The sequence below is a fragment of the Azospirillum sp. B510 genome (assembly GCF_000010725.1).
GTDB lineage: Bacteria > Pseudomonadota > Alphaproteobacteria > Azospirillales > Azospirillaceae > Azospirillum > Azospirillum lipoferum_B.
The window spans coordinates 850,662-876,482 of the sequence record NC_013854.1 but is presented as its reverse complement, the minus strand read 5'-3'; the positions used below and the strand labels follow the sequence as shown (position 1 = coordinate 876,482).

26 protein-coding genes are annotated in these 25,821 nt (G+C 66.8%); 16 read left to right on the top strand and 10 right to left on the bottom strand.

The genetic code is table 11. The features are described from left to right. Window positions 1-97: 97 nt before the first annotated feature. Window positions 98-1,021, bottom strand: a complete 924-nt coding sequence (locus AZL_RS04050) for an NAD(+)--dinitrogen-reductase ADP-D-ribosyltransferase (RefSeq protein ID WP_012973397.1) — start codon at window positions 1,019-1,021, stop codon at window positions 98-100. 199 nt (window positions 1,022-1,220) lie between these two features. Between AZL_RS04050 and AZL_RS04045 the strand changes: the two genes are divergently transcribed. The 13 genes from AZL_RS04045 to fdxB all read left to right on the top strand — a co-directional run bounded on the left by AZL_RS04045 (window position 1,221) and on the right by fdxB (window position 14,410). Beyond that, window positions 1,221-2,513 (top strand): hypothetical protein, encoded by a 1,293-nt coding sequence (locus tag AZL_RS04045; protein ID WP_012973396.1) that lies wholly within the window; start codon window positions 1,221-1,223, stop codon window positions 2,511-2,513. 214 nt (window positions 2,514-2,727) lie between these two features. Further along, window positions 2,728-3,624: a nitrogenase iron protein gene (nifH, locus tag AZL_RS04040; protein WP_012973395.1), complete on the top strand. Its 897-nt coding sequence runs from the start codon at window positions 2,728-2,730 to the stop codon at window positions 3,622-3,624. Window positions 3,625-3,839: 215 nt separating this feature from the next. After that, window positions 3,840-5,279 (top strand): nitrogenase molybdenum-iron protein alpha chain, encoded by a 1,440-nt coding sequence (nifD, locus tag AZL_RS04035; RefSeq protein ID WP_012973394.1) that lies wholly within the window; start codon window positions 3,840-3,842, stop codon window positions 5,277-5,279. 31 nt (window positions 5,280-5,310) lie between these two features. Next, on the top strand, window positions 5,311-6,870 hold the full coding sequence (nifK, locus tag AZL_RS04030; RefSeq protein ID WP_012973393.1) for a nitrogenase molybdenum-iron protein subunit beta: 1,560 nt from the start codon (window positions 5,311-5,313) through the stop codon (window positions 6,868-6,870). Between the two features lie 463 nt (window positions 6,871-7,333). Further along, entirely contained in the window at window positions 7,334-9,286 is a 1,953-nt protein-coding gene (locus AZL_RS04025) for a methyl-accepting chemotaxis protein (RefSeq protein ID WP_012973392.1), read from the top strand. 339 nt (window positions 9,287-9,625) lie between these two features. After that, on the top strand, window positions 9,626-9,760 hold the full coding sequence (locus tag AZL_RS37380; RefSeq protein ID WP_256373229.1) for a hypothetical protein: 135 nt from the start codon (window positions 9,626-9,628) through the stop codon (window positions 9,758-9,760). 24 nt (window positions 9,761-9,784) lie between these two features. Next, entirely contained in the window at window positions 9,785-9,928 is a 144-nt protein-coding gene (locus AZL_RS36680; RefSeq protein WP_193760102.1) for a hypothetical protein, read from the top strand. Window positions 9,929-10,123: 195 nt separating this feature from the next. Continuing rightward, complete coding sequence (gene nifE, locus AZL_RS04020; RefSeq protein ID WP_012973390.1) at window positions 10,124-11,542, top strand: nitrogenase iron-molybdenum cofactor biosynthesis protein NifE; 1,419 nt, start codon at window positions 10,124-10,126, stop codon at window positions 11,540-11,542. Between the two features lie 5 nt (window positions 11,543-11,547). After that, window positions 11,548-12,945, top strand: coding sequence for a nitrogenase iron-molybdenum cofactor biosynthesis protein NifN (gene nifN, locus AZL_RS04015; protein WP_012973389.1), 1,398 nt, complete (start codon window positions 11,548-11,550; stop codon window positions 12,943-12,945). Continuing rightward, entirely contained in the window at window positions 12,924-13,382 is a 459-nt protein-coding gene (nifX, locus tag AZL_RS04010; protein ID WP_247894266.1) for a nitrogen fixation protein NifX, read from the top strand. The genes nifN and nifX overlap by 22 nt, the downstream gene beginning before the upstream one ends. Before the next feature lie 2 nt (window positions 13,383-13,384). Beyond that, window positions 13,385-13,840 (top strand): NifX-associated nitrogen fixation protein, encoded by a 456-nt coding sequence (locus AZL_RS04005; protein WP_012973387.1) that lies wholly within the window; start codon window positions 13,385-13,387, stop codon window positions 13,838-13,840. Window positions 13,841-13,858: 18 nt separating this feature from the next. Continuing rightward, the gene (locus AZL_RS04000) at window positions 13,859-14,059 is read left to right on the top strand and encodes a CCE_0567 family metalloprotein (RefSeq protein WP_012973386.1); all 201 of its coding nucleotides are present in this window, start codon (window positions 13,859-13,861) and stop codon (window positions 14,057-14,059) included. A gap of 57 nt (window positions 14,060-14,116) precedes the next feature. Then, window positions 14,117-14,410, top strand: coding sequence for a ferredoxin III, nif-specific (fdxB, locus tag AZL_RS03995; RefSeq protein ID WP_012973385.1), 294 nt, complete (start codon window positions 14,117-14,119; stop codon window positions 14,408-14,410). Window positions 14,411-14,452: 42 nt separating this feature from the next. Here the strand turns inward: fdxB and AZL_RS03990 are convergent, their stop codons facing one another. From AZL_RS03990 to AZL_RS03980, 3 genes are all read right to left on the bottom strand, one after another. Then, window positions 14,453-15,817: a glutamate--cysteine ligase gene (locus tag AZL_RS03990; RefSeq protein WP_012973384.1), complete on the bottom strand. Its 1,365-nt coding sequence runs from the start codon at window positions 15,815-15,817 to the stop codon at window positions 14,453-14,455. A gap of 48 nt (window positions 15,818-15,865) precedes the next feature. Next, on the bottom strand, window positions 15,866-16,645 hold the full coding sequence (locus tag AZL_RS03985) for a 16S rRNA (uracil(1498)-N(3))-methyltransferase (RefSeq protein ID WP_012973383.1): 780 nt from the start codon (window positions 16,643-16,645) through the stop codon (window positions 15,866-15,868). A gap of 119 nt (window positions 16,646-16,764) precedes the next feature. Continuing rightward, window positions 16,765-17,154: a response regulator gene (locus tag AZL_RS03980; protein WP_012973382.1), complete on the bottom strand. Its 390-nt coding sequence runs from the start codon at window positions 17,152-17,154 to the stop codon at window positions 16,765-16,767. A 265-nt stretch (window positions 17,155-17,419) separates the two neighbouring features. Between AZL_RS03980 and ubiA the strand changes: the two genes are divergently transcribed. After that, window positions 17,420-18,367: a 4-hydroxybenzoate octaprenyltransferase gene (gene ubiA / locus AZL_RS03975; RefSeq protein ID WP_012973381.1), complete on the top strand. Its 948-nt coding sequence runs from the start codon at window positions 17,420-17,422 to the stop codon at window positions 18,365-18,367. A gap of 124 nt (window positions 18,368-18,491) precedes the next feature. Here the strand turns inward: ubiA and AZL_RS03970 are convergent, their stop codons facing one another. Beyond that, window positions 18,492-19,268 carry a CHAP domain-containing protein gene (locus AZL_RS03970; RefSeq protein WP_247894265.1) on the bottom strand — a complete coding sequence of 259 codons (777 nt, stop codon included), beginning with the start codon at window positions 19,266-19,268 and terminating at the stop codon, window positions 18,492-18,494. Window positions 19,269-19,476: 208 nt separating this feature from the next. Here AZL_RS03970 and AZL_RS03965 point away from each other — a divergent pair, with 208 nt between their 5' ends. Continuing rightward, entirely contained in the window at window positions 19,477-20,136 is a 660-nt protein-coding gene (locus AZL_RS03965) for a class I SAM-dependent methyltransferase (protein WP_012973379.1), read from the top strand. Here the strand turns inward: AZL_RS03965 and AZL_RS03960 are convergent. Further along, on the bottom strand, window positions 20,126-20,731 hold the full coding sequence (locus AZL_RS03960; protein ID WP_012973378.1) for a uracil-DNA glycosylase: 606 nt from the start codon (window positions 20,729-20,731) through the stop codon (window positions 20,126-20,128). The genes AZL_RS03965 and AZL_RS03960 overlap by 11 nt on opposite strands. Window positions 20,732-20,924: 193 nt before the next feature. Here AZL_RS03960 and AZL_RS03955 point away from each other — a divergent pair, with 193 nt between their 5' ends. Continuing rightward, window positions 20,925-21,335 carry a 4a-hydroxytetrahydrobiopterin dehydratase gene (locus AZL_RS03955; protein ID WP_012973377.1) on the top strand — a complete coding sequence of 137 codons (411 nt, stop codon included), beginning with the start codon at window positions 20,925-20,927 and terminating at the stop codon, window positions 21,333-21,335. A 12-nt stretch (window positions 21,336-21,347) separates the two neighbouring features. Here the strand turns inward: AZL_RS03955 and dgcA are convergent, their stop codons facing one another. The 4 genes from dgcA to AZL_RS03935 form a co-directional block, all read right to left on the bottom strand. Then, window positions 21,348-22,340 (bottom strand): N-acetyl-D-Glu racemase DgcA, encoded by a 993-nt coding sequence (gene dgcA, locus AZL_RS03950; protein WP_012973376.1) that lies wholly within the window; start codon window positions 22,338-22,340, stop codon window positions 21,348-21,350. Between the two features lie 81 nt (window positions 22,341-22,421). Further along, window positions 22,422-23,468, bottom strand: a complete 1,047-nt coding sequence (locus AZL_RS03945; RefSeq protein WP_012973375.1) for a methyl-accepting chemotaxis protein — start codon at window positions 23,466-23,468, stop codon at window positions 22,422-22,424. A gap of 369 nt (window positions 23,469-23,837) precedes the next feature. Beyond that, entirely contained in the window at window positions 23,838-25,166 is a 1,329-nt protein-coding gene (locus tag AZL_RS37490; RefSeq protein ID WP_012973374.1) for a methyl-accepting chemotaxis protein, read from the bottom strand. Next, window positions 25,141-25,665, bottom strand: a complete 525-nt coding sequence (locus AZL_RS03935; protein ID WP_012973373.1) for a PAS domain-containing protein — start codon at window positions 25,663-25,665, stop codon at window positions 25,141-25,143. The genes AZL_RS37490 and AZL_RS03935 overlap by 26 nt, the downstream gene beginning before the upstream one ends. Window positions 25,666-25,821 lie beyond the last annotated feature (156 nt).

Here is a 25,821-nt window from a genome sequence, read left to right as displayed (position 1 = left end):
TCGGAATCGTCGGATCGGTCATGCCATGGGCGAAAGCCCGCCCTTTCCTGGTGCGCCCCGCGACCGGCCCACAGGCCGTCGCCGGGCCTTGAGGTTGTCAGAGAAGCGACACACCCACCCGGTAATCCCCGCCGATCACCAGATACTCCCCTTCGCCCTGGAATGGGTAGCGCGGCAAGATGTCGCGGAAGAAGACCAGCTTGGACAACGGCACCCAGGCGTCCAGGATGTGGTCGCCGAACTGGCCGGCGATGTCGCGGTCGATCGAGAAGGAGCACAGGTTGTTCAGCCGCAGCACCGCCGTCCGCTTGTCGGGCCGGGCGACGACATGATGCTCCGCGAAATCATTGACGCCGCGGTAGAGCCGGATGTGCGAGGCCCAGTTGGGCATCGGGGCGTCAGGCCAGCCGCGGCGGATCGTCCACTGGCAGAACTCATACAGAAGATCGAGTTGCAGGTGGATGTTGTTGTTGTGGAAGCGGGTCGACTGCTTCTGCTCGCCATAGGCCGCCCAGGCGTCGGAGGAAAAGCGGCGGATCGGCTCGCCATGGAAGGTCGGCAGCAGGCCGAAGCGGCTCTCGACCCAGCCCTTCAGCACCGCCCCCTCCGCCCGGTTGCTGTCGAACATCCAGCCCTTCAGCAGACGCAGATAGCTGGCGCGGAAGCGCCGCCGCCCATCCGCCCCCTCCGCCCCGGAGAAATCGGGATTCACCCCGAACAGCTCCGCCATGTAGCGCTGGAAGAGGTCCGACGCCGTCAGCGCGTCTGGGCTTTCATCCAACGCCTCGAACAGGGCGGCATGCTCGCTACGGGTGGCGCCGATGCGCAGGCGACGCGGTTCGTCGTTGTAGGCCTCGCCACACAGCAGGGCGGCCGGCACATTGACGAGGTTGGTGCGGTGGGCGCGCTGGGCCAGAAGCTCCAGCCCCGGATGATCGTGCGACTGATCGGGCGACTCGGGTGACGTTTCGGTATCGGCCGCCCGCCCGTCCGCATCGCCCATCACGCTCCCATCCGCCACGCCCGCCAGCTCCGCCCAAATATCATTACTATGAATATGGATATTGCATAAGCCGGCGCGTGCCAAGCCCCTACCGCCATGACCGCCGAGGGAGGCCGCCGGGGCCGTGTCGCCGCATGTCGCAACATTGTCCATTTGAAGCCAGGCATTGCGTCCCCATACTCAGCTACAGCGACGCTTACGATCCGGCGGCACCCGCATGGCCTTCTGGCCGACCAAGTATGACGACAGCCGGCGCCGGCGCCCCACGCCGGCGCCCGAGCAGACGCCTGCCCGGACATCCGCCCCCGACACGGTCCCACCCGGCGACACCCCGCCGCGTGGCGTCACCGAGGCCCGCACCGCCCTGCGCCTTTCCCAGCTGCTGCGCGGCGCCATCACGCCCTTGCGCGGCGACGCCGTGCTGGAGCTGCTGGAACCGCACCGGCCGCGGCTGGTGCCCAAGCCGGTCAACCCGCTGCCGGCGCTGGTCGGCCAGCCGCAGGGGCGGATGCTCGACGCGCTGCTGCGCCCGATCGGCCAGATCATCACCGACGTGCTGCTGCCGGGGGTGCGTGACCATCTGATCGACCGGCTGGTGGCCGGCCGCACCGACCATGAGGAAAGCCTGCCCGGCGCCGTCGATCTCGCCGAGGCGATGCGGGCGCTGGTCGGCCGGATGCGCGGCGGCGGCAAGAGCCACCTCCAGGCGGTGATCACCGCCATCGAAGCGGACGCCCGCGCCACCGCCGACGCGCTGACCAGGGACGACCGCCCCATTGATGTCGGCGGCATCGACCGGCTGGCCCGCGCCCTGCTGCGCTTCGAGGTGCGGCGGATGGCGCTGGAGGCGCTGGGCGGCGGCGGCGCGCTTCAGGTCGTCGTCCACCAGTCGCGCCGGCTCGCCCGCTATTCCCTGCGCCGCGCCACCGAGGCGATCGAGGGATTCGTCGCCAACCGCGGACTGAAGGCGCTGCATGCCAGCCTCGCCACGCTGGCCCAGGCCGACGGGCTGATCGTCATCGCGCTGCGCAACCTCGACGACCAGGAGGAGACCAAGGAGGAATCCGGCCCCTTCGTCGAGCCGGCCGACCGCAAGGCGATGAACGACTGGCTGTCGGCGGCATGGCGGCTTTCCGACACATTGTTCGATCTCATCGAAAAGGCCGCCGCCGGCGGCGAGCTGGACGACCTGCTGTTCGCCGCCCTGCTGCGCCAACTGCGCAGCCTTCATCATTTCTGCGCCGACCTCAGCCATGCCGGCCGCCCGGCTGCCGTGGATACCCTGAAACAGCGGCTGGTCGAGCGCTGTGACGCGCTCGCCCGCCTTACCGGCGAACGGCTGGTCGCGGCGCTTCTGGTGAAGCCCGCCGATCCGGCGCTGGCCCGCCGCCTGCTGGCGCGCGGCCGGCTGCTGGCGCAGCTGCTCTATGACATGGACCGCGACGAGGCGGTCGAGGAGCTGGCGCTCCGCATCGTCGTCGCCGGCGAGGCGCTGGGCGACGGGCGGTAAAGACCAGACAAAATGTCGGGCTTTGTCGTGTATGTCGGGACCCCGACAAAGAGAGAGGGAATGCCGGTACAGTAAATAACTCAATAAAACCAATAACCTAAGGATGTTTCTCGCTCTGGCACGGGTCGTGCAATCCAAGTCATCCGAAGCGGCCAGGAACCGGCCGCACCGGATCGGACCACACTTCCACGACCCAAGCACAGGAGCGACCCACATGGCCAAAGCGCCTCTGCGTCAGATCGCCTTTTATGGCAAGGGCGGTATCGGCAAGTCCACCACCTCTCAGAACACGCTGGCCGCGCTGGTCGAGCTGGATCAGAAGATCCTGATCGTCGGCTGCGATCCGAAGGCCGACTCGACCCGCCTGATCCTGCACGCCAAGGCCCAGGACACCGTCCTGCATCTGGCCGCCGAAGCCGGCTCGGTCGAGGATCTGGAGCTCGAGGACGTTCTCAAGGTCGGCTACAAGAACATCAAGTGCGTCGAGTCCGGCGGCCCGGAGCCGGGGGTCGGCTGCGCCGGCCGCGGCGTCATCACCTCGATCAACTTCCTGGAGGAGAACGGCGCCTATGACGACGTGGACTATGTGTCCTACGACGTGCTGGGCGACGTGGTGTGCGGCGGCTTCGCCATGCCGATCCGCGAGAACAAGGCCCAGGAAATCTACATCGTCATGTCCGGCGAGATGATGGCGCTCTACGCCGCCAACAACATCGCCAAGGGCATTCTGAAATACGCGCACAGCGGCGGCGTCCGTCTCGGCGGCCTGATCTGCAACGAGCGCCAGACCGACAAGGAATGGGATCTGGCCGACGCGCTGGCCAAGCGCCTGGGCTCCAAGCTGATCCACTTCGTGCCGCGCGACAACATCGTCCAGCATGCCGAGCTGCGCCGCATGACGGTCATTGAATACGCCCCGGACAGCAAGCAGGCCGGCGAATACCGCGCGCTCGCCAACAAGATCCATGCGAATTCCGGCCAGGGTTGCATCCCGACCCCGATCACCATGGAAGAGCTGGAAGAGATGCTGATGGACTTCGGCATCATGAAGACCGAGGAGCAGCAGCTCGCCGAACTGGCCGCCAAGGAGGCGGCGAAGGCCGGCGCCTGACCCCGGGCGTAGCGACGGTTGCCTACCGGCCCCCCCGCGCCGCCCGCGCGGGGGGGACCGCCTGAACACTGGCCCCATCCCCAGCCCCGCACAACGCCGACCCAACACACCCCCGAAAGGGCATGCCCAGGGGGCACGCACAGGGGCGACGGCGAGGGAGGGAGGGGCTCGGTCACGCGCTGCAGCGGCGCGAACATTCAAGCAGGAGGCCGGCTATGAGCCTGTCCGAGAACACCACGGTCGACGTCAAGAACCTCGTCAACGAAGTCCTCGAAGCCTATCCCGAAAAATCCCGCAAGCGCCGCGCCAAGCACCTGAACGTGCTGGAGGCAGAGGCCAAGGACTGCGGCGTCAAGTCGAACGTCAAGTCCATCCCCGGCGTCATGACCATCCGCGGCTGCGCCTATGCCGGCTCCAAGGGCGTGGTGTGGGGTCCGATCAAGGACATGATCCACATCTCCCACGGTCCGGTCGGCTGCGGCTATTATTCCTGGTCCGGCCGCCGCAACTACTACATCGGCGACACCGGTGTCGACAGCTGGGGCACGATGCACTTCACCTCCGACTTCCAGGAGAAGGACATCGTCTTCGGCGGCGACAAGAAGCTGCACAAGGTCATCGAGGAAATCAACGAGCTGTTCCCGCTGGTGAACGGCATCTCGATCCAGTCGGAATGCCCGATCGGCCTGATCGGCGACGACATCGAGGCGGTCGCCCGCGCCAAGTCGGCCGAAATCGGCAAGCCGGTCATCCCCGTGCGCTGCGAAGGCTTCCGTGGCGTGTCCCAGTCGCTGGGCCATCACATCGCCAACGACGCCATCCGCGACTGGGTGTTCGAGAAGACGGAACCCAAGGCCGATTTCGTCTCCACCCCCTATGACGTCACCATCATCGGCGACTACAACATCGGCGGCGACGCCTGGTCGTCCCGCATCCTGCTGGAGGAGATCGGCTTGCGCGTGATCGCCCAATGGTCGGGCGACGGCACGCTGGCCGAGTTGGAGAACACGCCGAAGGCCAAGGTCAACCTGATCCACTGCTACCGCTCGATGAACTACATCGCGCGCCACATGGAGGAGAAGTTCAATATTCCGTGGATGGAATACAACTTCTTCGGCCCGAGCCAGATCGCCGAGTCCCTGCGCAAGATCGCCGCTCTCTTCGACGACAAGATCAAGGAGAACGCCGAGAGGGTCATCGCCCGTTACCAGCCGCTGATCGACGCGGTCATCGCCAAGTACAAGCCGCGGCTCAACGGCAAGAAGGTGATGATCTATGTCGGCGGCCTGCGTCCGCGCCACGTCGTCGACGCCTACCATGACCTCGGCATGGAGATCATCGGCACCGGTTACGAGTTCGCCCACAACGACGATTATCAGCGCACGCCGCACTATGTGAAGGAAGGCACGCTGATCTACGACGACGTCACCGCGTTCGAACTGGAGAAGTTCGTCGAGGCGCTGCGTCCCGACCTCGTCGCGTCGGGCATCAAGGAAAAATACGTGTTCCAGAAGATGGGCCTGCCGTTCCGCCAGATGCACAGCTGGGATTATTCCGGCCCGTATCACGGCTATGACGGCTTCGCGATCTTCGCCCGCGACATGGACCTGGCCATCAACAACCCCGTCTGGGGCGTGATGAAGGCCCCGTTCTGACCATCGGCCTCTGGAACAGGAGAATTCGACAATGACCGACAAGCTTTCGCAGAGCGCCGACAAGGTCCTCGACCATTACACCCTCTTCCGGCAGCCCGAATACGCGGCGATGTTCGAGAAGAAGAAGACCGAGTTCGAATACGGCCATTCGGACGAGGAGGTCGCCCGCGTCTCCGAATGGACGAAGTCCGAAGAGTACAAGGCGAAGAACTTCGCCCGTGAGGCGGTGGTCATCAACCCGACCAAGGCCTGCCAGCCGATCGGCGCGATGTTCGCCGCCCAGGGCTTCGAGGGCACCCTGCCCTTCGTCCATGGCTCCCAGGGCTGCGTCGCCTATTACCGCACCCACCTGACCCGCCACTTCAAGGAACCGAACAGCGCCGTCTCCTCGTCGATGACGGAGGACGCGGCGGTGTTCGGCGGCCTGAACAACATGATCGACGGGCTGGCGAACGCCTATGCGCTCTACAAGCCGAAGATGATCGCGGTGATGACCACCTGCATGGCCGAGGTGATCGGCGACGATTTGCAGGGCTTCATCGCCAACGCCAAGAACAAGGACAGCGTGCCGGCCGACTTCCCGGTACCCTACGCCCACACCCCGGCCTTCGTCGGCAGCCACATCGTCGGCTACGACAACATGATCAAGGGGATCCTCACCAACTTCTGGGGCACGTCGGAGAATTTCGACACGCCCAAGACCGAGCAGATCAACCTGATCCCCGGCTTCGACGGTTTCGCCGTCGGCAACAACCGCGAACTGAAGCGCATCGCCGGCGAATTCGGCGTGAAGCTGCAAATCCTGTCCGACGTGTCCGACAATTTCGACACGCCGATGGATGGCGAGTACCGCATGTATGACGGCGGCACCACCATCGAGGAGACCAAGCAGGCCCTGCACGCCAAGGCCACCCTCTCCATGCAGGAATACAACACGACCCAGACCCTGCAATTCTGCAAGGAGAAGGGCCAGCAGGTCGCCAAGTTCAACTACCCGATGGGGGTCACCGCCACCGACGAGCTGCTGCTGAAGCTGGCGGAACTGTCGGGCAAGCCGGTGCCGGCCAGCCTGAAGCTGGAGCGCGGCCGTCTGGTCGACGCCATCGCCGACAGCCACACCCACATGCACGGCAAGCGTTTCGCCGTCTATGGCGACCCGGACTTCTGCCTGGGCATGACCCGCTTCCTGCTGGAGCTGGGCGCGGAGCCGGTGCACATCCTCTCCACCTCCGGCTCCAAGAAGTGGGAGAAGCAGGTCCAGAAGGCGCTGGACGGCTCGCCCTTCGGCGCCTCGGGTGCCGCCCATGGCGGCAAGGATCTGTGGCACCTCCGCTCGCTGATCTTCACCGACAAGGTGGACTACATCATCGGCAACAGCTACGGCAAGTATCTGGAGCGCGACACCAAGGTTCCGCTGATCCGCCTGACCTACCCGATCTTCGACCGCCACCATCACCACCGCTACCCGACCTGGGGCTACCAGGGCGCGCTGAACGTGCTGGTGCGCATCCTCGACCGGATCTTCGAGGACATCGACGCCAACACCAACATCGTCGGCCAGACCGACTACTCGTTCGACCTGATCCGCTGACCGGCTGTTCAGGACGGCGGTTCCAGAGCATCGCTTGCAGCCCACCCGACGGGCCGGGGTTTCCATCCCTCCGGCCCGCCGGCTCCCTCAGGCCGGGAAGCGCCCGCGACGGCGCCTCCCGGCTTTCTTTATGTCACCCACCCATGATGATGGCGCCATGCCGCCATCATCATGGGTGGGATGGTCTCCGGCAAACATAGCCCTCAAAGAGTCAGCCTCTTGAATCGCTGCGCTGGATAATTATCCCGAACAGCAATCAATATGCGCCGGGATCGGGAAATAGAGCGGCCTCCTGCGCAAGGGAACGATGCATCCATGATGCCGAAGGCTCAATGTTTCAAATATATGAATTGTACCGGTGACTTGATTTTGGCGGGTCCCATCACTGTCCGCTGACCTTATACTCTCCCGGATCGGTCCTTCGTCGATCGGCGCAAGACGCATTCCGACCTTGGGAGACAGCATGACCCAGTCGACGTCCATTTCCGGAAATGGGCAGAAGCCGCGGAAATTCATTCATCAGATTCTCGCGGCGGCGACCATCCTGATCACGCTTTCGGTCGGCGCGCTGGGCTTGTGGGTTTATGAAATCTCCTCCCGATCGCTGGACGACGAGATCGACGGCAAGATCAGGACGGCCGGGGAAGCGGCCTCCGACGGTATCGAGAAATGGCTGGAAGGCCGTCTGATGCTGATCCGTCTGGTCGCCGACGACATCGCCACCGCCGCCGACGCGACTCTCCTCCCCATCGTATCGAGGCCGATCCTGCAAGACACCTTCTCGGAGGTCTATTTCGGGGCCGAGGCGGACGGGCGCTTCACCACCTTCAACCCGGTGCCGCCGCCGGCGGGCTACGACCCGCGCCAGCGCCCCTGGTACAAATCCGCCGTCGCCGCCAAGGGGCTGACCCTGTCCGAACCCTATCAGGACGCGACGACGAAGAAGCTGGTGGTCACCGCGGCCAAGCCGCTCGTCACCGCCGGCAAGCTGCGCGGCGTCGCCGGCGCCGACCTGACGCTGGACATGCTCGTCGGCTTCCTCGGCTCCTTCGGGCTGGAGGGCAAGGGCTTCCTGTTCCTGGCCGATGGCGACGGCCAGATCCTGGTCCATCCCGATGCGAACGCCGTCCTGAAACCCTTCGGTCACAAGCCGGCGGAGGGAGCGGTGATCGACACCGGCGATGACCGCGAGGTGCATTTCTTCCGCATCCGCAATCTGCCCAGCGTCACCTGGTATGTCGGGGTGTCGATGGACCGCGCCAAGATCCTGGCGCCGACCGCTCTGCTGGCGAAGGTCCTGACGGTCTCCACCCTGGGCACCATCCTCTTCGTCGTGCCGCTGCTCGGCCTGCTGATCGGCCGCTTCGTCGCCCGGCCGATCCTGCGGATCACCGACGCCATGGGACGGCTGAGCCATGGCACGCTGGATGTCGCCATTCCCGACCTCGACCGCCGGGACGAGATCGGCGCGATGGCGCGGTCGCTGGAGTTTTTCAAGGAAAGCCTGATCCAGAACCGGGCCATGGAGGAGGAGGTCAACCTCATGCGGACCCGGGCGGAGGAGGAAAAGCGCGAGGCGCTGAACCGCATGGCCGACAGCTTCGAAGCCAAGGTGAAGGCCATCGTCGGACAGGTGACGGGATCGGCCGGGCGGATGAAGGCGAATTCCCAGGATCTGTCGGGCATGGCGGAGAACGGACGCAACCGCGCCACCCTGGTGGCCGCCGCCTCGGAAGAGGCGTCGGCCAATGTCCAGACCGTCGCCGCGGCGGCGGAGGAGATGACCGCCTCCATCGGCGAGATCTCGCGTCAGGTCACCCAATCGGGCGAAGTGGCGCGGGCGGCGACCCAGCGGTCCGACGAAGCCTCCCGCAATGTGCAGATGCTGGCGGAGCAGGCGCGCGACATCGGCGCCGTGGTGCAGTTGATCAACCAGATCGCCAGCCAGACCAATCTTCTGGCGCTGAACGCCACCATCGAGGCGGCGCGCGCCGGGGAAGCCGGCAAGGGCTTCGCCGTCGTCGCCAGCGAGGTGAAGGGGCTGGCGACCCAGACGGCCAAGGCGACGGAGGAAATCTCCACCCAGATTTCCGCGATGCAGATGGCGACCGACAGCGCCGTCGACGCCATCCAGAACATCGCCACCATCATCACTCAGGTGAACGAGGTTTCGGCGACGATCGCCTCCGCCGTGGAACAACAGAACACCGCGACCCGCGAGATCGCCCGCAACATCCAGCAGGCCGCCATCGGCACCCAGGAGATCTCCAGCAACATCGGCGGCGTCCAGGAGATTGCGCACGGCACCGGCGAGGCCGCCCAGCAGGTGCTGGACGCGGCCGCCGCCCTGTTCGACGAAGCGGCGCGGCTGTCGACCGAGGTCGACCATTTCATCCAGGAGGTTCGCGCCAGTTGACGGCCGGTCCGTCGAAGCCGGCATCCCCCTTGATGCCGGCCCCGGCTCACCCCCCGGAGCGGTCGCACGAGAAATCAAAAGGCCAGAGTCTGTCTGATGCTTATTGAACTCCGATCCCGGCTCCCGTCCCAAATCCCCTGACGGCCGTCCTCCCTGCGGGCGGACGTGGTATCGGATCATCGACAGCGTCGATGAGGTCATCGTCATGCCCGCTCCGATCCATCGCCCCTGAAAGAGGACGGCATGGGCGGATTTCTTGCATTTCCCGCATGCGCCTGTTTTCAAAACCAATAGCACCGTCACAATGATGCCGGACGACTGTCGGAGGTCGCCAAGGCGATGGGTGGCATCGTCGATGTCATCAGCTCGATCGCCAACGAGGTCAGAAATCTGGCCAACCAATCGGCGAACGCGACCGCGCAGATTTCCAAGGAGATCGAAGGAATGCAGACAGTCTTGGTGGAGGTCGTCTGATCGCTTGGCGCCATCCGGCAATCGATGTCGAATCCGCTGGAATTCGTTACCGTTTCCGCCGGCGCCGTGGTGGAACAGAGCGCCGCGACCGGCGACATGTCGACCAACATGCGGAGCGCGTCGGCGGTTTCCGAGACCAAGAACGCCGCCCGGGTGCTGGCCCGCTGAACCGCCGCGCCGGGAGCGAAACCGACACGGCCCCGTGGGCGACGCTGTGCGATACCCTACAAAGCCCGCCATTGTCGGGTATCGCACAATGACCTGCTCAGAGATAGTGTTTTATATCAATATCTTATGCGTTGGCACGCCCCCTGCATCTCTTCCCCCAGAGCCATTTCCGGCGCCAGGATGGGAGAAGCGGGCATGCTCCAGGACAAGATCCAGGATGTCTTCAACGAACCGGGCTGCGCGACCAACCAGGCCAAGTCGGCCAAGGAGAAGAAGAAGGGCTGCACCAAATCGCTGAAGCCGGGGGCGGCGGCCGGCGGCTGCGCCTATGACGGGGCGATGATCGTGCTGCAACCGATCGCCGACGCCGCCCATCTCGTCCATGGCCCGATCGCTTGCCTCGGCAACAGCTGGGACAACCGCGGCGCCAAATCCTCGGGCTCGCAACTCTACCGCACCGGCTTCACCACCGATCTCTCGGAGCTGGACGTCATCGGCGGCGGCGAGAAGAAGCTCTACCGCGCCATCAAGGAGATCGTTCAGCAATACGACCCGCCGGCGGTCTTCGTCTATCAGACCTGCGTGCCGGCGATGACCGGCGACGACATCGCCGCGGTGTGCAAATTCGCCAGCCAGAAGCTGGGCAAACCGGTGATCCCGGTCGATGCTCCCGGCTTCGTCGGATCGAAGAATCTCGGCAACAAGCTGGCCGGGGAGGCCCTGCTCGACCATGTCATCGGCACGGTCGAACCCGACCACACCACCCCGACCGACGTCTGCATCATCGGGGAATATAACCTCGCGGGAGAGCTGTGGCTGGTCAAGCCGCTGCTGGACGAGATCGGCATCCGCCTGTTGTCCTGCATCTCCGGCGATGGCCGCTACCAGGAGGTGGCGCAGGCCCACCGCGCCCGCGTCACCATGATGGTGTGCAGCCAGGCGCTGGTGAATGTCGGCCGCAAGATGCAGGAGCGCTACGGCATCCCCTATTTCGAAGGCTCCTTCTACGGGGTCTCCGACATGTCGGACACGCTGCGCACCATGACCCGCATGCTGGTGGAGCGCGGCGCCGACAAGAGCCTGATCGACCGCGCCGAAGGCGTGATCGCGCGCGAGGAGAGCCGGGTCTGGCGCCGGCTGGAACCCTACAAGCCGCGCTTCGACGGCAAGCGCGTCCTGCTGTTCACCGGCGGGGTCAAGAGCTGGTCGATGGTCAGCGCGCTGGAAGGCGCCGGGCTGACCATCCTCGGCACCTCGACCAAGAAATCGACCAAGGAGGACAAGGAGCGCATCAGGAAGATGAAGGGCGAGGAGTTCCACCAGTGGGACGATCTGAAGCCGCGCGACATCCACAAGATGCTGGCCGACAACCAGGCCGACATCATGATGTCCGGCGGCCGCTCGCAGTTCATCTCCTTGAAGGCCAAGGTTCCCTGGCTCGACATCAACCAGGAGCGCCACCACGCCTATGCCGGCTATGACGGCATCGTCAACCTGTGTGAGGAAATCGACAAGACGCTGTCCAACCCGATCTGGCGGCAGGTCCGCCAGCCGGCGCCATGGGAGTCCGGCCCCTCCTCCACCCTGCTGACGCCTTCGATGGCCGCGGAGTAAGGCCGATGTCCCACATCCAGCGCTTCCCCTCCGCCGCCAAGGCCGCCTCGACCAACCCGCTGAAGATGAGCCAGCCGCTGGGGGCGGCGCTGGCCTATCTCGGCATCGACCGCTGCCTGCCGCTGTTCCACGGCTCGCAGGGCTGCACCGCCTTCGGGCTGGTCCTGCTGGTCCGCCATTTCCGCGAGGCGATCCCGCTGCAAACCACGGCGATGGATCAGGTCGCCACCATCCTCGGCGGTTACGACAATCTCGAACAGGCGATCCGCACCATCATCGAGCGCAACAAGCCCGCCATGATCGGCGTCGCCACCACCGGCGTCACCGAGACCAAGGGCGAGGATATGGGCGGGCAATACACGCTGTTCCGCCAGCGCAATCCCGACCTGGCCGATACCGCGCTGGTCTTCGCCAACACCCCCGACTTCGCCGGCGGCTTCGAGGACGGTTTCGCCGCCGCCGTCACCGCCATGGTGGAGCGGCTGGTCGAACCCTCTCCGGTGCGCATCCCGACCCAGGTCAATGTGCTGGCCGGCAGCCACCTGTCGCCGGGCGACGTCGAGGAGTTGCGCGACATCATCGAGGGCTTCGGCCTGTCGCCGATCCTGCTGCCCGACCTGTCGCTGTCGATGGCGGGGCGCCAGCCGACCGACTTCACCGCCACCTCGCTGGGCGGCGTGACGGTCGATCAGATCCGCGCCATGGGCGCGTCGGCCGCCACCATCGTGGTCGGCGAGCATATGCGCATCGCCGGCAACGCGCTGGAGCTCAAGACCGACGTGCCCAGCCACTTCTTCAGCCGGCTGACCGGGCTGGAGGCGTCGGACAAGCTGATCCGCCTGTTGATGGAGCTGTCGGGCAAGCCGGTTCCCGCCCGGCTGCGCCGCCAGCGCGAGAGCCTGGTCGACGCCATGCTGGACGGGCATTTCTTCTTCAGCCGCAAACGCATCGCCGTGGCGCTGGAGCCCGACCTGCTCTACGCCGTCACCGGCTTCCTCGCCGACATGGGGGCGGAGGTGGTCGCCGCGGTGTCGCCGACGCAAAGCCCGGTGCTGGAGCGGCTGAAGGCCGCCACCATCATGGTCGGCGACCATTCCGATGTGGAGACTCTGGCGCGCGACGCCGACCTGATCGTCTCCAACTCGCACGGGCGGCAGGGGGCGGCCCGGATCGGCGTGACGCTGCACCGCATGGGCCTGCCGATGTTCGACCGGCTGGGGGCGGGGCTGCGGGTCCAGGTCGGCTACCGCGGCACGCGCGAGCTGCTATGCGACATCGGCAACCGGTTCCTCGCCCGCGAGATGGACCACGAGCACGGTCATGGCGGTCAGGGCCACGACGACGACCACCACGGGGAATCCCACGGCTGCGGAGGCGGATCATGCGGATGCAACGCCGTCTGAGCGTGGTGCAGGCCCCACGCCCGACCAAAGGAGGATCGATGAAGGTCGCTTTCTGCACCCAGGACATGCAGCATGTCGATGCGCATTTCGGCTGGGCCAAGAACATCGCCGTCTATCAGGTCGACCGCCAGGGCCATGCCTTTCTGGAGACCTTCCAGTTCGGCGGCTCGATGTTCGAGGACGGCAACGAGGACAAGCTGGTGCCCAAGCTGGAGGCGCTGGCCGACGTCGCCATCCTCTATCTGTCGGCCATCGGCGCCTCGGCCGCCGCCCGCGTGGTGGCGAAGAAGATCCATCCGGTGAAGGTCGAGGCGACCGAAGCCATCCCCGCCCTGCTCGACAAGCTGGTCCAGACGCTGAACGGCAACCCGCCGCCCTGGCTGCGCAAGGCGATGGGCGAGACGCCCGCATTCCATTTCGACGAGGAGGAGGTCTGAGCATGGCTGATGTGGCCGAGATATCCGTCGCCGACCAGTTCGTGAAGACGCTGGTGCTGCTGTTCCGTGCCGAGGACAGCTATGGCGCCTGGGAAGGCAAGCCCGACGAGGCCCTGCTCGCCCCCTTCATCCTGGACAGGGAGGCGCGGGCCGCCATCCCGATCATCGGCGATCCCGACCCCGACACGCTGTGGCGGCTGGAACTGTTCTACAAGGCGGTCGGCGTCACGGTGGAGAAGCGGACCGGCATGATGGCCTCGCCGATGATGAAGATGAGCCACGAGGGCTTCGGCCGCATGATCCTCACCACCGGGCGGCTGGTGGTGGTGTCGAAGACGCTGCGCGACGTCCACCGCTTCGGCTTCCCCAGCATCGAAAAGCTGGCCGCCGACGGTGCCAAGCTGGTCGAGGACGCGGTGGAGCTGATCCGGGAATATCCCGATGTCGCCAACCTCTGATCGACCGGGACCACGACCATGAGCGACATCGACGCCCTGAAGGACGAGATCAAGAAGCTGAACGCCCGCGCCACCCAGAAGAAGATGGATCTGCATGATCTGTCGGAAGAGCTGCCGCAGAACTGGCAGTCCATCCTGACGGTGGCGCAGGAGACCTATGACGCCTTCAAAACCCTGACGGAGAAGCGGGCGGCGCTGAAGGCGCTGGAGACGGCGTAACCCTCCATCGCCAAAGAAGAGCTTAGGCGCACCCTTTCCCCGAGAGGAGCATTCCCCATGGCAGAATTCCTGACCGGCACCACCCGCGGTGGTCAGAGCTGGACCCCGAAATTCGTCCAATCCATCGACCAGAAGCAGTGCATCGGCTGCGGCCGCTGCTTCAAGGTCTGCGGGCGCGGCGTGCTCGACATGATCGGCCTGACCGAGGATGGCGACATCGTCGACGCCTTCGACGACGAGGCCGAGAAGAAGATCATGACGGTCAAGGAGGCGGCCAACTGCATCGGCTGCGAAAGCTGCTCCAAGGTGTGCTCCAAGAGCTGCATCACCCATGCGCCGGTGGCGGCGTAAAAACGGGGGCTGACGCACGGACGCCAGCCCCCATTTGACCACTCAGTACGCGTATTCCTTGAACACCGGATCGACGCTGCCGCCCCAGGGGCCGTTGAACTTCTCCAGAAGCTCGTCGGCGGGGCTGCGGCCGGTCTCGGCGACGAGCTGGAGCGTGTCGAGGAAGTGGGTCTCGTCGTCGCCCCAATTGTCGTTGCGGGCGCGCCGCGCCAGACCGTCGCGGGCGATCGCCAGCATCTCCAGCGCCACATCGCGCACAGTCCCGTCACGGAACGTCGTGCGCAGGCCCGACCGCGGCACCTCGGCGCGCAGATGCGCGCGTTCCGCCATCGTCCAGCCCTTCACCAGATCCCAGGCCGCGTCGAGCGCCACCTGATCATAGAGCAGCCCGACCCACAGGGCCGGCAGCGCGCACAGGCTGCGCCACGGGCCGCCGTCGGCGCCGCGCATCTCCAGATATTTCTTCAGACGCGCTTCGGGGAAGGCGGTGGTGGTGTGGTCGGCCCAGTCGGTGATCAGCGGCAGCTCGCCCGGCAGCGCCGGCAGCCTGCCGTCGAGGAAATCGCGGAATGACTGGCCCGCCGCGTCGATGTAGGCGCCATCGCGATAGACGAAATACATCGGCGTATCGAGCAGATAATCGACATAGCGCTCGAAGCCGAAGCCGTCCTCGAAGACGAAGGGGATGTCGCCGGTGCGGTCCGGATCGGTGTCGGTCCAGATATGGCTGCGGAAGCTCTGGAAGCCGTTCGGCTTGCCCTCGGTGAAGGGGGACATGGCGAACAGCGCCGTCGCGATCGGCTGGAGCGCCAGCGACACCCGGAACTTCTTCACCATGTCGGCTTCGGAGGAGAAGTCGAGATTGACCTGCACCGTGCAGGTCCGCGTCATCATGTCGAGGCCGAGCGAGCCGACCTTGGGCATGTAGTCGCGCATGATCTTGTAGCGGCCCTTGGGCATCCAGGGGATGTCGCCGCGCGTCCATTTCGGCTGGAAGCCCAGCCCCATCATGGCGATGCCGAGTTCGGCCCCGACCTCCTTCACCTGGCGCAGGTGGCGATGCACCTCGGCGCAGGTCTGGTGCAGGGTCTCCAGCGGGGCGCCGGACAGCTCGACCTGCCCGCCGGGCTCCAGCGTGATGTTGGCCTTGTCCTGGACCAGGGCGATGATGTTGCCCTTCTCCTCCACCGGCTGCCAGCCGAAACGGGTCATCCGGGTCAGCAGCTCACGGATGCCGTCCGGTCCGTCATAGGTCAGCGGCCGCAGGTCAGAGGTGCGGTAGGCGAATTTCTCGTGCTCGGTCCCGATGCGCCAGTCCGGCGCCGGCTTGCAGCCGGATTCGAGATAGGCCGCCAGTTGGCGGCGGTCGGTGATGGGTTCGCCGCGCGTGGTCGGGGGTGCGGACATGAAGTCTCTCGCGGGAAGTGGACGGAGGAACGGCCGGATGACGGCCGGTTAAGGGCTCGGCGCGCGGAAAGGCGGACGCCGGTCGCTTCCCCCGGCAGTCCAATCCCCGGCCAAGGACTGCCAACAAGCCAGCGCCGCCACCACCGCCGTATCGGCCCGCAGGATACGCGGACCCAACCCCACCGGAACAACAAAGGGGAGTTTGGCGAGTTCGTCAAGTTCCGACTGGTCGAAGCCACCCTCCGGCCCGACCAGCAGAGCCGCCGGTCCGGCGGCGGCGTCGCGCAGCACCTCGGCGATGGGACGGGCGGCCCCCGCCTCGGCGCACAGATAGAGCCGGCGCTCGGCCGGCCAGGCGGCCAGCGCGCGGTCCAGCGGCAGCGCGTCGGCCAGGTCCGGCACGCTGAGCCGCTCGCACTGTTCGGCCGCCTCCACCGCGTTGGCGCGCAGCCGGTCGAGATTGACGCGGTTGGGATCGGTGCGGCGGGTGAAGACCGGACAGAGGCGGGACACTCCCATCTCCGTCGCCTTTTCGGCGACGAAATCGATGCGCCCCTTCTTCAGCGGCGCGAAGACCAGCCACAGGTCGGGGCCGGTGTCCTGTTCGCGGCGCTGTTCGGCCAGGGTCAGCGAGCACCAGCCCTTGCCGAACCCGTCGATCACCGCCCGCCATTCGCCGTCGCGGCCATTGAACACGGCGACCGCGTCGCCGCGGTCCAGCCGCAGGACATGGCGCAGGAAATGGGCGCGCTCATGATCGAGCCCGACCGACTGGCCTTCGGCCAGCGGGCTGTCGACATAGAGGCGGGTCTTGATCGGGTCGGCCATGGTCTTCGTCTCCGCGGGGCGGCGCCGACTATAGCCGGCCGCGGGTGGACAAGTCAGCAGGCCAGACACCAGCCATGCGGGTATGGGCAAGGCCGGAGGCAACGCAGGGGAAGGTCCGGTCAGGCGGCGGCGATCAGGGCGTCGATCCGTCGGCGCAGGTCGTTGGGCTGCACCGGCTTGTGCAGGATGCGGATGCCGTCGGCCTGGGCCGCGGCCAGCAGCTCCGCCCCGGTGTCGCCGGTCAGGATGATGGCGGGGATGGCCGCACCGCAGGCCTCGCGTACCGCCCGCACGGCGGTGATGCCGGACCAGCCGTCGCGCAGCCGGTAATCGGACAGGATCACATTTGGAACCGGACAGCCGGGCAGCTTCGCCAGGATGGTTTCGACATCCTCGGCGGCCAGCACCTGATAGCCCCAGGTGTCCAGCATGATCTCCATCCCGGCCAATATGATCGACTCGTCATCGATGACGATGGCGAAACGGTCCGGTGTTGCGCTCAGGTCCATTTAGGATTGCAAACCACTGAAGTTCAAACTAAGAAACAGTATTGGTACGATTTTGGCGCGTGCAAGTCCCGGAACTGCAATCTCGACGGTCCACGGCGGTGCCTTTCGCCGCACCACCACCGGAACCCGCTTCTCCGTCCGATGGCGCACCACACTTGGCGCATAACATCTGGCGCGCCACGCTTGCCGCGCCGGTGGCGGCCCGATACCCTCGCCGCCATCGCCCGTTCCGTCATCTCCATAGCACAGCGGAAGCACCGCCGTCATGCCCACAGCATTCTCCGGCCCGACTCTGCCCCAGTCCGGCTACACCGATATCCGCCAGGATGGCTGGATCGCCCGCCGGATTCCGGCCCGCCTGCGCCCTTATGTCACGCTCGCGCGGCTCGACCGCCCGATCGGAACCTGGCTGCTGCTGTTTCCCTGTTGGTGGAGCCTGGCGCTGGCCATGCCGCAGCCTTTCCGGGACTGGCCGTCGCTGCTGTGGCTGATGGCGCTGTTTGGCGTCGGCGCGGTGCTGATGCGGGGCGCCGGCTGCACCGTCAACGACATCCTCGACCGCAAGTTCGACGCGATGGTCGAGCGCACCCGCTCGCGCCCGATCCCGTCCGGACAGGTGTCGGTGCGGCAGGCGCTGGCCTTCCTGGCCACCCAGCTTCTGGTGTCGCTGCTGGTCCTGCTTCAACTGGGGATGACCGCCATCGGGCTGGGTGTGCTGTCGCTGCTGCTGGTCTTCACCTATCCGCTGATGAAGCGCATCACCTGGTGGCCGCAGGCCTTCCTGGGGCTGACCTTCAACTGGGGCGCCCTGTTGGGCTGGGCCACGGTGCGGAGCGACGTCGGCTGGCCGGCGCTGGCGCTTTATGTGACGGGCATCGCCTGGACGCTGGGCTATGACACCATCTACGCCCATCAGGACAAGGAGGACGATGCCCGTATCGGCGTGAAGTCCACCGCGCTGCGCCTGGGCGACCAAAGCAAGATCTGGATCTACGGCTTCTACACGCTGACCTATGTCGGCATCGGCATCGCCGGGCGTCTGGCGGGCCTCGGCGGGCTGTTCCTGCCGGTGCTGTCGCTGGCGGCGCTGCAACTGGCCTGGCAGGTCGCGACCTGGCGGCCCGACGATCAGGGCGACTGCCTGGAGAAGTTCAAGTCCAACCGCTGGTTCGGCTGGCTGGTGCTGGCGGCGATCCTGGCCGGGAAGATCTAAACCGGGAAGATTGGCGCGGGCCCGGCGGAGGCGCATGCCAGCCGGCCCGCGCAAACATAATGGCCGCAAACAAAAAGGGCGGAGCAAAGCCCCGCCCTCCCTGAACTATTGACGGACACTCCGCTCAACGTTCACCGGTCTCAGCCATCTGGGGGACAGAATTGGCGACACCCGGCTTGCGCACAGGGGCGGCGGCGCGATGCGGGCCGCTGGGCAGTTCGGCGACCGTCACCGGCACGACATGCGCGCCGGCCGGCTTGCGCGCCGGCAGAACCGCGACATCGATGCGCTGCGGCTTCTGCGGGGTACGGGAGGCGACGGCGGTGGCCGACAGGCTCTGCGGCTTGCGGCCCGGAATTGAAACCATGTGGCCCTTCTGCGGTTGCAGCGAGGCCTGCATCATGCGCGGTCCATCGGCCTTGACGCGGCCGCGCGGGCTGCTGGCGAAGCCCTGGTCCATGCCGCGGTCGCCGGCGTCCAGCATGCGGCCGCCACGCGGGGCCTCCGACTCGCCGTCCGGCAGGATGAAGCCATAGGCGGCATAGACGCGCATGCCGAGCTGGTCGGTCGGCTCGTGCCAGACACGGACGGCGGACCAGTCATTGTTGCGGGACACATCGACCACCCGCATGCCGCGGCGCAGACCGTCGCCGTCGATCCAGCTATGGTCGACCTCGATGGTGCGGCGGTCGATCACCGCGCTGACCAGCGAGACATGGCCGCGGCGCATATGGCCGCCGCGCTTGAAGACGAGGACGGAACCGATGGCCGGGCGGTGTTCGCGCTCATACTGGCCGGCAGCATGATCCCACCAGGTCCAGGCATCGCCGCGGATCGTGAAGTCGGAAATCGAGCGGACGGTGCGGACGCAATTGCCGTCCTGTGCGGAGGCCGTCGACACGGCAAGGGGGCTCAACGCGATCAAAGCCGCAAACGAAAGGCCGATGGCGGTTCCCCTCTGCCGCATGACTCCCCCAATTCCTCTGTGTTCCCCTGGAAGAAACGGGTAACACGGGTTCGCGGCTGTGTCTACACCGTTTGAAATGTGTAACATTCAAACGCCGTCACCCGCCCCTCCCGCAACAGCGGAGCCCCCTGGGAATCCTCGTATGAACAACGCATCCCCATCAGATTTCGTCCGCGACAACACGGCGCTGACAACCACGCCTTTGCTGCCGGAAATCAAGCTTCATCTTGCCACCGAGGTGACGCCGCTCTGGGAGGCGACCGAGGAGACCTTGGCCGCCACGAATTTGCCACCGCCATACTGGGCTTTCGCTTGGCCGGGCGGACAGGCGGTGGCGCGGCTGCTGCTCGACCGGCCCGAGCTGGTTGCCGGCAGGTCGGTGCTCGATTTTGCCGCAGGCACCGGGCTGGTCGGCATCGCCGCGATGATGGCGGGAGCGGCGCGGGTGCAATCCTGCGACATCGACCGCTTCTCGCTGGCCGCCATCGCGCTGAACGCCGAGGCCAACGGGGTGGAGGTGAAGCCGGTCAGCGCCGATCTGGTCGGCCGGCCGCTGCCGGGCATCGATGTCGTTCTGGCCGGCGACGTCTGTTACGAGCGGCCGATGGCGGAACGGGTGACCGCCTGGCTGCGCGGGGTGGCCGCCACCGGTACGCTGGTCCTGCTGGGCGATCCCGGCCGCGCCTATTTCCCCGGAAGCGGAGTCGAGAAGGTCGCGACCTACACCGTCCCGACCTCTCTGGAGTTGGAGGACCGCGAGGCGCGCGAAACCACGATCTGGCGTCTTCTTCCTAACGGCTGAGGCGCGACACGGCCAGCCGCAGGTCGGCCAGGAAGGTCGGCTGCTCCACCAGCTGGCCGCGCAGCAGATAGCTGGGGTGGAAGGTCGGCACCACCTCCACCCCCGCCAGCAGGCGGCAGGGCAGGATCCTGCCGCGCAGTTGCAGGATGCCGTTCTCGCCGGTCAGCGCCCAGGTGGGCGTGCGGCCCAGCGCGACGATCACCGACGGGCGGTAGTCGGCCAGGGTAGCGCGCAGATGCTCGATCTCGCCGGCGAAATCGGCCAGCAGCCGGTCCGAGGTGCCGAAGGCGCCCCAGCTCTCGTCGATCTCCCGCCCCTCCTTGCGGGCGCGGGCGCGCGAGGAGAAGAAGTGGCCGACCTTGTTGCCGGGCGGCTGATGGCGGAAGACGTTGGCGACGAGGCATTCGGCCCGCTCGATCCCCACCGCCGCCAGCGAGTCGTCCAGCAGCTTGCCGCTGCGCCCGACGAAGGGACGACCCCGCCGCGCCTCCTCCGCCCCCGGCGCCTCGCCGACGATGGCGAGGCGCGGCCCGTCCACCGGCCGCGTCGGATACTGGTAATCGGCGAAAGGCAGGTCGGTGCGCGGGTCGGTCATCGGATCGCTTCCAAAAACGCGTCTGGCGGGCGCGGACGGGGCGCCGGGCTTGCCGAAGCGGCACGGCGCCCCCAAGCTTGTGGGCGTAAGCTTCTAGATCGGATCGCGTAAAATCGGAATCGATTTGAAGCGTTGCTCCGATCGCCAGACATGAAGCCATAGCGCCCAACCTACCAACAGGGGAGAGATCGGGATGACATCGCAAGCGCCGACGACGCAGGATCTGGCCGGCAAGAGCTGCGAGCCCTGCCGCGGCGGGATCCCGCCGATGGACCGCGCCATGGCCGCCTCCTATCTGGTGCAGGTGCCGGGCTGGGTCCTGAAGGAGGAGCCCGACCGCATCGAGCGCGCCTTCACCTTCCCCGACTTCGCCCAGGCCCAGGCCTTCGCCGTCCAGGTCGGCACCCTGTGCGAGGCGGAAGGGCATCATGCCGAAATCCGCTATGGCTGGGGCCATTGCTCCGTCGCCTTCTGGACCCACAAGATCAGGGGTCTGCACGAGAATGATTTCGTCATGGCCGCCAAGGTGGACGGGCTGGCCGACGCGCCCTTCGTGCCCGCGTCGGTGGGGACGCCCCCGCCGCCCTATGTGCAGGGGGCGTGACGCGAAGCGGGACTACCCCCACAGCTCCGGCGGCGGCGGCTGGACCAGCGCGCCGTCATAGATCAGCCCCGGCTCGCGGTCGCGGGCCAGCAGCAGCGGGCCGTCGAGGTCGACATAGCGCGCGCCCTGCCCGACCAGCATGGCCGGCGCCATCGCCAGCGAAGTGGCGACCATGCAGCCGACCATCACCTCGAAGCCCAAGGCGTGGGCGGCCCGCGTCATCGCCAGCGCCTCGGTCAGGCCGCCGGTCTTGTCGAGCTTGACATTCACCACCCGGTAGAGCCCGCGCAGCCGGTCGAGCGACTCCAGCCCGTGGCAGGACTCGTCGGCGCCCAGCGGCACCGGACAATCGATGCCTCGCAGGGCCTCGTCCCGGCCGGCGGGCAGCGGCTGCTCGATCATTTCCACGCCCAGCCCGGCGAGGACGGGAGCGAAGCCGCGCAGCTGCTCCAGCGTCCAGCCCTCGTTGGCGTCGACCACCAGCCGTACGGCGGGAGCGGCGGCGCGGACGGCGCGGACCCGGTCGAGGTCGCCCTCCCCCGTCAGCTTCATCTTCAGCAGCGGATGGCGCGGCGCCCGCTCGCGCGCCGCCGCCGCCATCGCCTCGGGCGCGTCGACGCTCAACGTGTAGCAGGTGACCAGCGGCCCCGGCGGTTCGGCCAGACCGGCGAGCCGCCAGACCGGAACGCCGCCACGCTTGGCCTCCAGGTCCCACAGGGCGCAGTCCAGCGCGTTGCGGGCGGCACCCGGCGGCATCATCCGGGCCAGCGCCTCGCGGTCGAGCCCGCCGGCCACCGCATCGCCCATCGCCTCCAGCGCGGCGGCCACGCCGTCGACGCTCTCGCCATAGCGGGCGTAGGGCACGCATTCGCCGCGGCCGCGATGGAGAGCGTCGGTCACCTCCGCCACCACGACGGCGGCTTCGGTCTTGGCGCCGCGCGAGATGCGGAAGGCGCCGCGGATGGGGAAGGTCTCGCGGCTGACGGTCAGGCGCTGGGCCGGCATGCTCTGGAATCCCGAAACGGAACAGGGCCGGGAGTGTATCCCGGCCCTGTTCTCGAAGGCGACCGGCTTGACGATCCCGCGTCACCGGTCCTGGATGATGACCCCGTACCAGCCCAGCCCCTTGTAGGTCTCGTAGCCGGGGGTCAAGGCATAGCCGACCAGACGGTCCTTGTCGTCGATGTAATGGCCCATGCCGCCGGAATTGCGGCGCAGCGGCACAACCTCCGTCAGCAGGCCACGGCCATCGGACGAGGCGATGATCCGATGACGGGCGTCGAGCAGCAGGCAGCGCGACCGCTCGCGCTCGCCGGCCTCAAGCCGCACGCCCTCGACCACCGCGGCGGCCTGCGGCTCCCAGTCGAAGAAGATGCCGAGCACGCCGATCGAGTCGCCGTCCGCCTCGCCGTCGCGGCGGATGGCGGTGGCGTAGGTGGCGACGACGCGGTCATCGAGGCCGCGATTGCGGGCGACGTCGCCGACGGTGAACTCGCCGCCATTGCGGGTGGCCAACGCCTGGCGGAACCAGGGCTCGTCCGACACGTTGGCGCCGCGGGCGCCGGGATAACGGTCGGGCCGGCCGTTGGCGATCACCGTGCCGTTGCGGTCGGCGATCCAGAGGTCGAGATAGACGGTGTAGGATTCCAGGATGACGCCCAGCCGGCGCGAGGCGTGGCGGCGGGCCTCCTCCGTCGGGTCGGCGGCGCAATCGACGACCGCGCTGTCGGTCGCCCACCAGCGGACGTCGCAGGACCGCTCATACAGGTTGCGGTCGATGATCTCGATCATGTTGAGCGACAGGTCGGCCAGCCGCTTGCCGTGCATCTCCTGCACCATGGCGCTGCCGGTGGTGGTCAGATGATCGACGCGGGCGACGATCTCCGACCGCAGCTCCTTGGTGATGCTGTTGACCTGGGTCGAGATCTCCGAAACCTCGTTGGCGACGACGGCGAAACCGCGCCCGGCGTCGCCGGCCCGCGCCGCCTCGATCAAGGCGTTCATGGCCAGCATCTTGGTGCGCCGGGTGATGTCCTCGATCAAGGACACCTTCTTTGACGCGACATCCAGCACACCCCGCGACAGCTCGAACAGATCGGTGCCCGCCATGCTCATCGTGTTGTCCCCCGTCATGACCGTCCCTAGTTTCCTTTATCAAAAACCGTGCCAACATTCCCGGCGTGGCCCGCGGGCGTCCATCCCCACGGTTTCCGCGACACCTGGCCGCAGACGCCCCGCACGCACCCGATTTTTCAGATTTGTCATCCGGTTAGCATGCTGAAACAGAAGGCAGGCTGGCGTTTGGTTGCTCAGCGGACTGTCGCCAAGCGACTCATGTTTTGACCAGACAATATGAATTCTCCACAAATTCGCAACAAAAATTCCTTAATGTCGCAAAAAACGCCAGATCAGATCCGAAACTATCGAATCTCCAACATATTCCATGCACATTCGCCGAGCAGTTGCCGCGCCGCCGGGAACATCCCCGGTGCGAAGCGGCGGTCAGGCGACGCCCCGCATTTCCTCCAGGAAATGCCGGACCTCGCGGGTCAGGCGGTCGGCCTCCGCCGCCATGCGCTCGGAGGCGGCGAACACGTCATGCGCGGCGCCGCTGGTGCGGCCGGCGGCGTCGGTGACGTCGCGGATGTCGTCGGACACCGCTCGGGTTCCGGATGCCGCCTGTTCCATATTGACGACGATCTCGCGCACCGCCGAGCCCTGTTGCTCGATCCCGGCGCTGATGCCGGCGGCGATGTGGTTGATGGACTGAATGGTGCGGCCGATGCCGAGGATGGCGCCGACCGCCTGGTCGGTGGAGGATTGGATGCCGTTGATCTGGGCGGCGATCTCGCCGGTGGCCTTGGCGGTCTGGTCGGCCAGCCGCTTGACCTCCTGCGCCACCACGGCAAAGCCCTTGCCGGCCTCCCCGGCGCGGGCCGCCTCGATGGTGGCGTTCAGCGCCAGAAGATTGGTCTGGCTGGCGATGTCGTTGATCAGGGTGACGACGTCGCCCACCGTGCGCGCCGCGCCGGACAGGGTGCCGATCAGCGCATTGGAGCGCTCGGCCTCGCCGGCGGCGGTTTCGGCGACCTGGGCGACCTCGCCGATCTGGCGGGCGATCTCGGCGATCGAGGCGGACAGCTCCTCCGTCGCGACGGCGACGCTGCCGACATTGCTGCCGGTCTGGGCGGCGGAGGCCGCGACCGAGGACGCCTTGCCGGTGGCCTGGGTGGCATCGGTCTCCATGGCGCGGGCGGAGACCTCCAGCCGGTGGGCGGTGTCGGCCACCTCGCCGCACACGCTCTGGATCTGCCCCTCGAACCGCCGGGTCACGCCGGCGAAGCCGGCGACCTTCCGCGCGATGCTCTCCGTCGCCGCGTTGATGGTGCGGCTGGCGTGCAGGAAGCCGCCCTGCATGCCGCGCAGCACGATGCGGCGGAAATATTTATGTTCCGACACCGCATGCATGGAGGCCGTCGCCTCGCGCACGAAGGCGTCGGTGCGGTCGATGGCGTCGTTGGTGGCGTGCATCAGTTCGCCCAGCGCCCCGCCCTCGCGGATGCCGATCACCCGCGCCTCGAAATCGCCGGCGGCGACGGCACGGTTCACCCGGATCAGCTGGTCGAGCACGGCACCGGTGCGGCGCAGGCAGGCGACCGAACCACCGAGCGCGGCCAGACCGGCCAGCGCCAGCCCGGCACGCAGGGGCGGTCCGCCCACCGCCAAAAGATCGACCGCCAGCAGGGCCACCAGGGCCACCCCGCCCAGCACGGCCAGGCCGCCGGCCCGCGTCAGCGACGACGCGCTAGAGGGAGAAGACGAATTCGTCATATCCGATCCCCTTCTCGGCCAGCAGGGCGAGGACGGCGGCGAATCCGGCCTCCATCCCCTGCTTGCGGTCGGCATGGCTGTTCTCGAGATCCAGAAGCTGGCGGTAGAGTGGAACGACCTTGTCCAGCGCCGACCGTTCCGGCACCCGGCGGGAGGAGTGATAGCCGATCACCCGCCCGTCGGCGTCGAAGCTGGGGGTGACATGGGCGAAGACCCAGTAATGGTCGCCGTTGCGGGCACGGTTGACGACATAGGCGAAGATCTCCCGCCCCGCCGCCAGCGTGTCCCACAGCAGCTTGAAGACGCAGCGCGGCATGTCGGGATGGCGGACGATGGAATGGGGGGCGCCCATCAACTCGCTCTCGCCATAGCCGGCGACCCGCTGGAACACCCGATTCGCGTAGGTGATTCGCCCCTTCAGGTCGGTCTTGGAAACGATGACTTCATCCGGATCGAAGAAGCGTTCCACCCCCGTCAGGGGAACGTCGCGTCGTGACATGTGCCTCCCGGTCTCCCGCTTCCCAGAGCCGCGCGGTCCAGCATGCGCCCGATGGCCAGGATCCAATGGGCCTGGACAATCGATAGGGATCCAATCGGCATGCACCCGCTTGCGGCGGAAACCGGCGGCGCCGACGGATTATGTCCGAATCGACAT

Bases quoted from the DNA above. Each gene is read 5' to 3' on its own strand.
- AZL_RS04045 (WP_012973396.1), top strand. From the start codon at position 1,221: ATGGCCTTCTGGCCGACCAAGTATGACGACAGCCGGCGCCGGCGCCCC.
- nifH (WP_012973395.1), top strand. From the start codon at position 2,728: ATGGCCAAAGCGCCTCTGCGTCAGATCGCCTTTTATGGCAAGGGCGGT.
- nifD (WP_012973394.1), top strand. From the start codon at position 3,840: ATGAGCCTGTCCGAGAACACCACGGTCGACGTCAAGAACCTCGTCAAC.
- nifK (WP_012973393.1), top strand. From the start codon at position 5,311: ATGACCGACAAGCTTTCGCAGAGCGCCGACAAGGTCCTCGACCATTAC.
- AZL_RS04025 (WP_012973392.1), top strand. From the start codon at position 7,334: ATGACCCAGTCGACGTCCATTTCCGGAAATGGGCAGAAGCCGCGGAAA.
- AZL_RS37380 (WP_256373229.1), top strand. From the start codon at position 9,626: ATGGGTGGCATCGTCGATGTCATCAGCTCGATCGCCAACGAGGTCAGA.
- AZL_RS36680 (WP_193760102.1), top strand. From the start codon at position 9,785: ATGTCGAATCCGCTGGAATTCGTTACCGTTTCCGCCGGCGCCGTGGTG.
- nifE (WP_012973390.1), top strand. From the start codon at position 10,124: ATGCTCCAGGACAAGATCCAGGATGTCTTCAACGAACCGGGCTGCGCG.
- nifN (WP_012973389.1), top strand. From the start codon at position 11,548: ATGTCCCACATCCAGCGCTTCCCCTCCGCCGCCAAGGCCGCCTCGACC.
- nifX (WP_247894266.1), top strand. From the start codon at position 12,924: ATGCGGATGCAACGCCGTCTGAGCGTGGTGCAGGCCCCACGCCCGACC.
- AZL_RS04005 (WP_012973387.1), top strand. From the start codon at position 13,385: ATGGCTGATGTGGCCGAGATATCCGTCGCCGACCAGTTCGTGAAGACG.
- AZL_RS04000 (WP_012973386.1), top strand. From the start codon at position 13,859: ATGAGCGACATCGACGCCCTGAAGGACGAGATCAAGAAGCTGAACGCC.
- fdxB (WP_012973385.1), top strand. From the start codon at position 14,117: ATGGCAGAATTCCTGACCGGCACCACCCGCGGTGGTCAGAGCTGGACC.
- AZL_RS03990 (WP_012973384.1), bottom strand. From the start codon at position 15,817: ATGTCCGCACCCCCGACCACGCGCGGCGAACCCATCACCGACCGCCGC.
- AZL_RS03985 (WP_012973383.1), bottom strand. From the start codon at position 16,645: ATGGCCGACCCGATCAAGACCCGCCTCTATGTCGACAGCCCGCTGGCC.
- AZL_RS03980 (WP_012973382.1), bottom strand. From the start codon at position 17,154: ATGGACCTGAGCGCAACACCGGACCGTTTCGCCATCGTCATCGATGAC.
- ubiA (WP_012973381.1), top strand. From the start codon at position 17,420: ATGCCCACAGCATTCTCCGGCCCGACTCTGCCCCAGTCCGGCTACACC.
- AZL_RS03965 (WP_012973379.1), top strand. From the start codon at position 19,477: ATGAACAACGCATCCCCATCAGATTTCGTCCGCGACAACACGGCGCTG.
- AZL_RS03960 (WP_012973378.1), bottom strand. From the start codon at position 20,731: ATGACCGACCCGCGCACCGACCTGCCTTTCGCCGATTACCAGTATCCG.
- AZL_RS03955 (WP_012973377.1), top strand. From the start codon at position 20,925: ATGACATCGCAAGCGCCGACGACGCAGGATCTGGCCGGCAAGAGCTGC.
- dgcA (WP_012973376.1), bottom strand. From the start codon at position 22,340: ATGCCGGCCCAGCGCCTGACCGTCAGCCGCGAGACCTTCCCCATCCGC.
- AZL_RS03945 (WP_012973375.1), bottom strand. From the start codon at position 23,468: ATGACGGGGGACAACACGATGAGCATGGCGGGCACCGATCTGTTCGAG.
- AZL_RS37490 (WP_012973374.1), bottom strand. From the start codon at position 25,166: ATGACGAATTCGTCTTCTCCCTCTAGCGCGTCGTCGCTGACGCGGGCC.
- AZL_RS03935 (WP_012973373.1), bottom strand. From the start codon at position 25,665: ATGTCACGACGCGACGTTCCCCTGACGGGGGTGGAACGCTTCTTCGAT.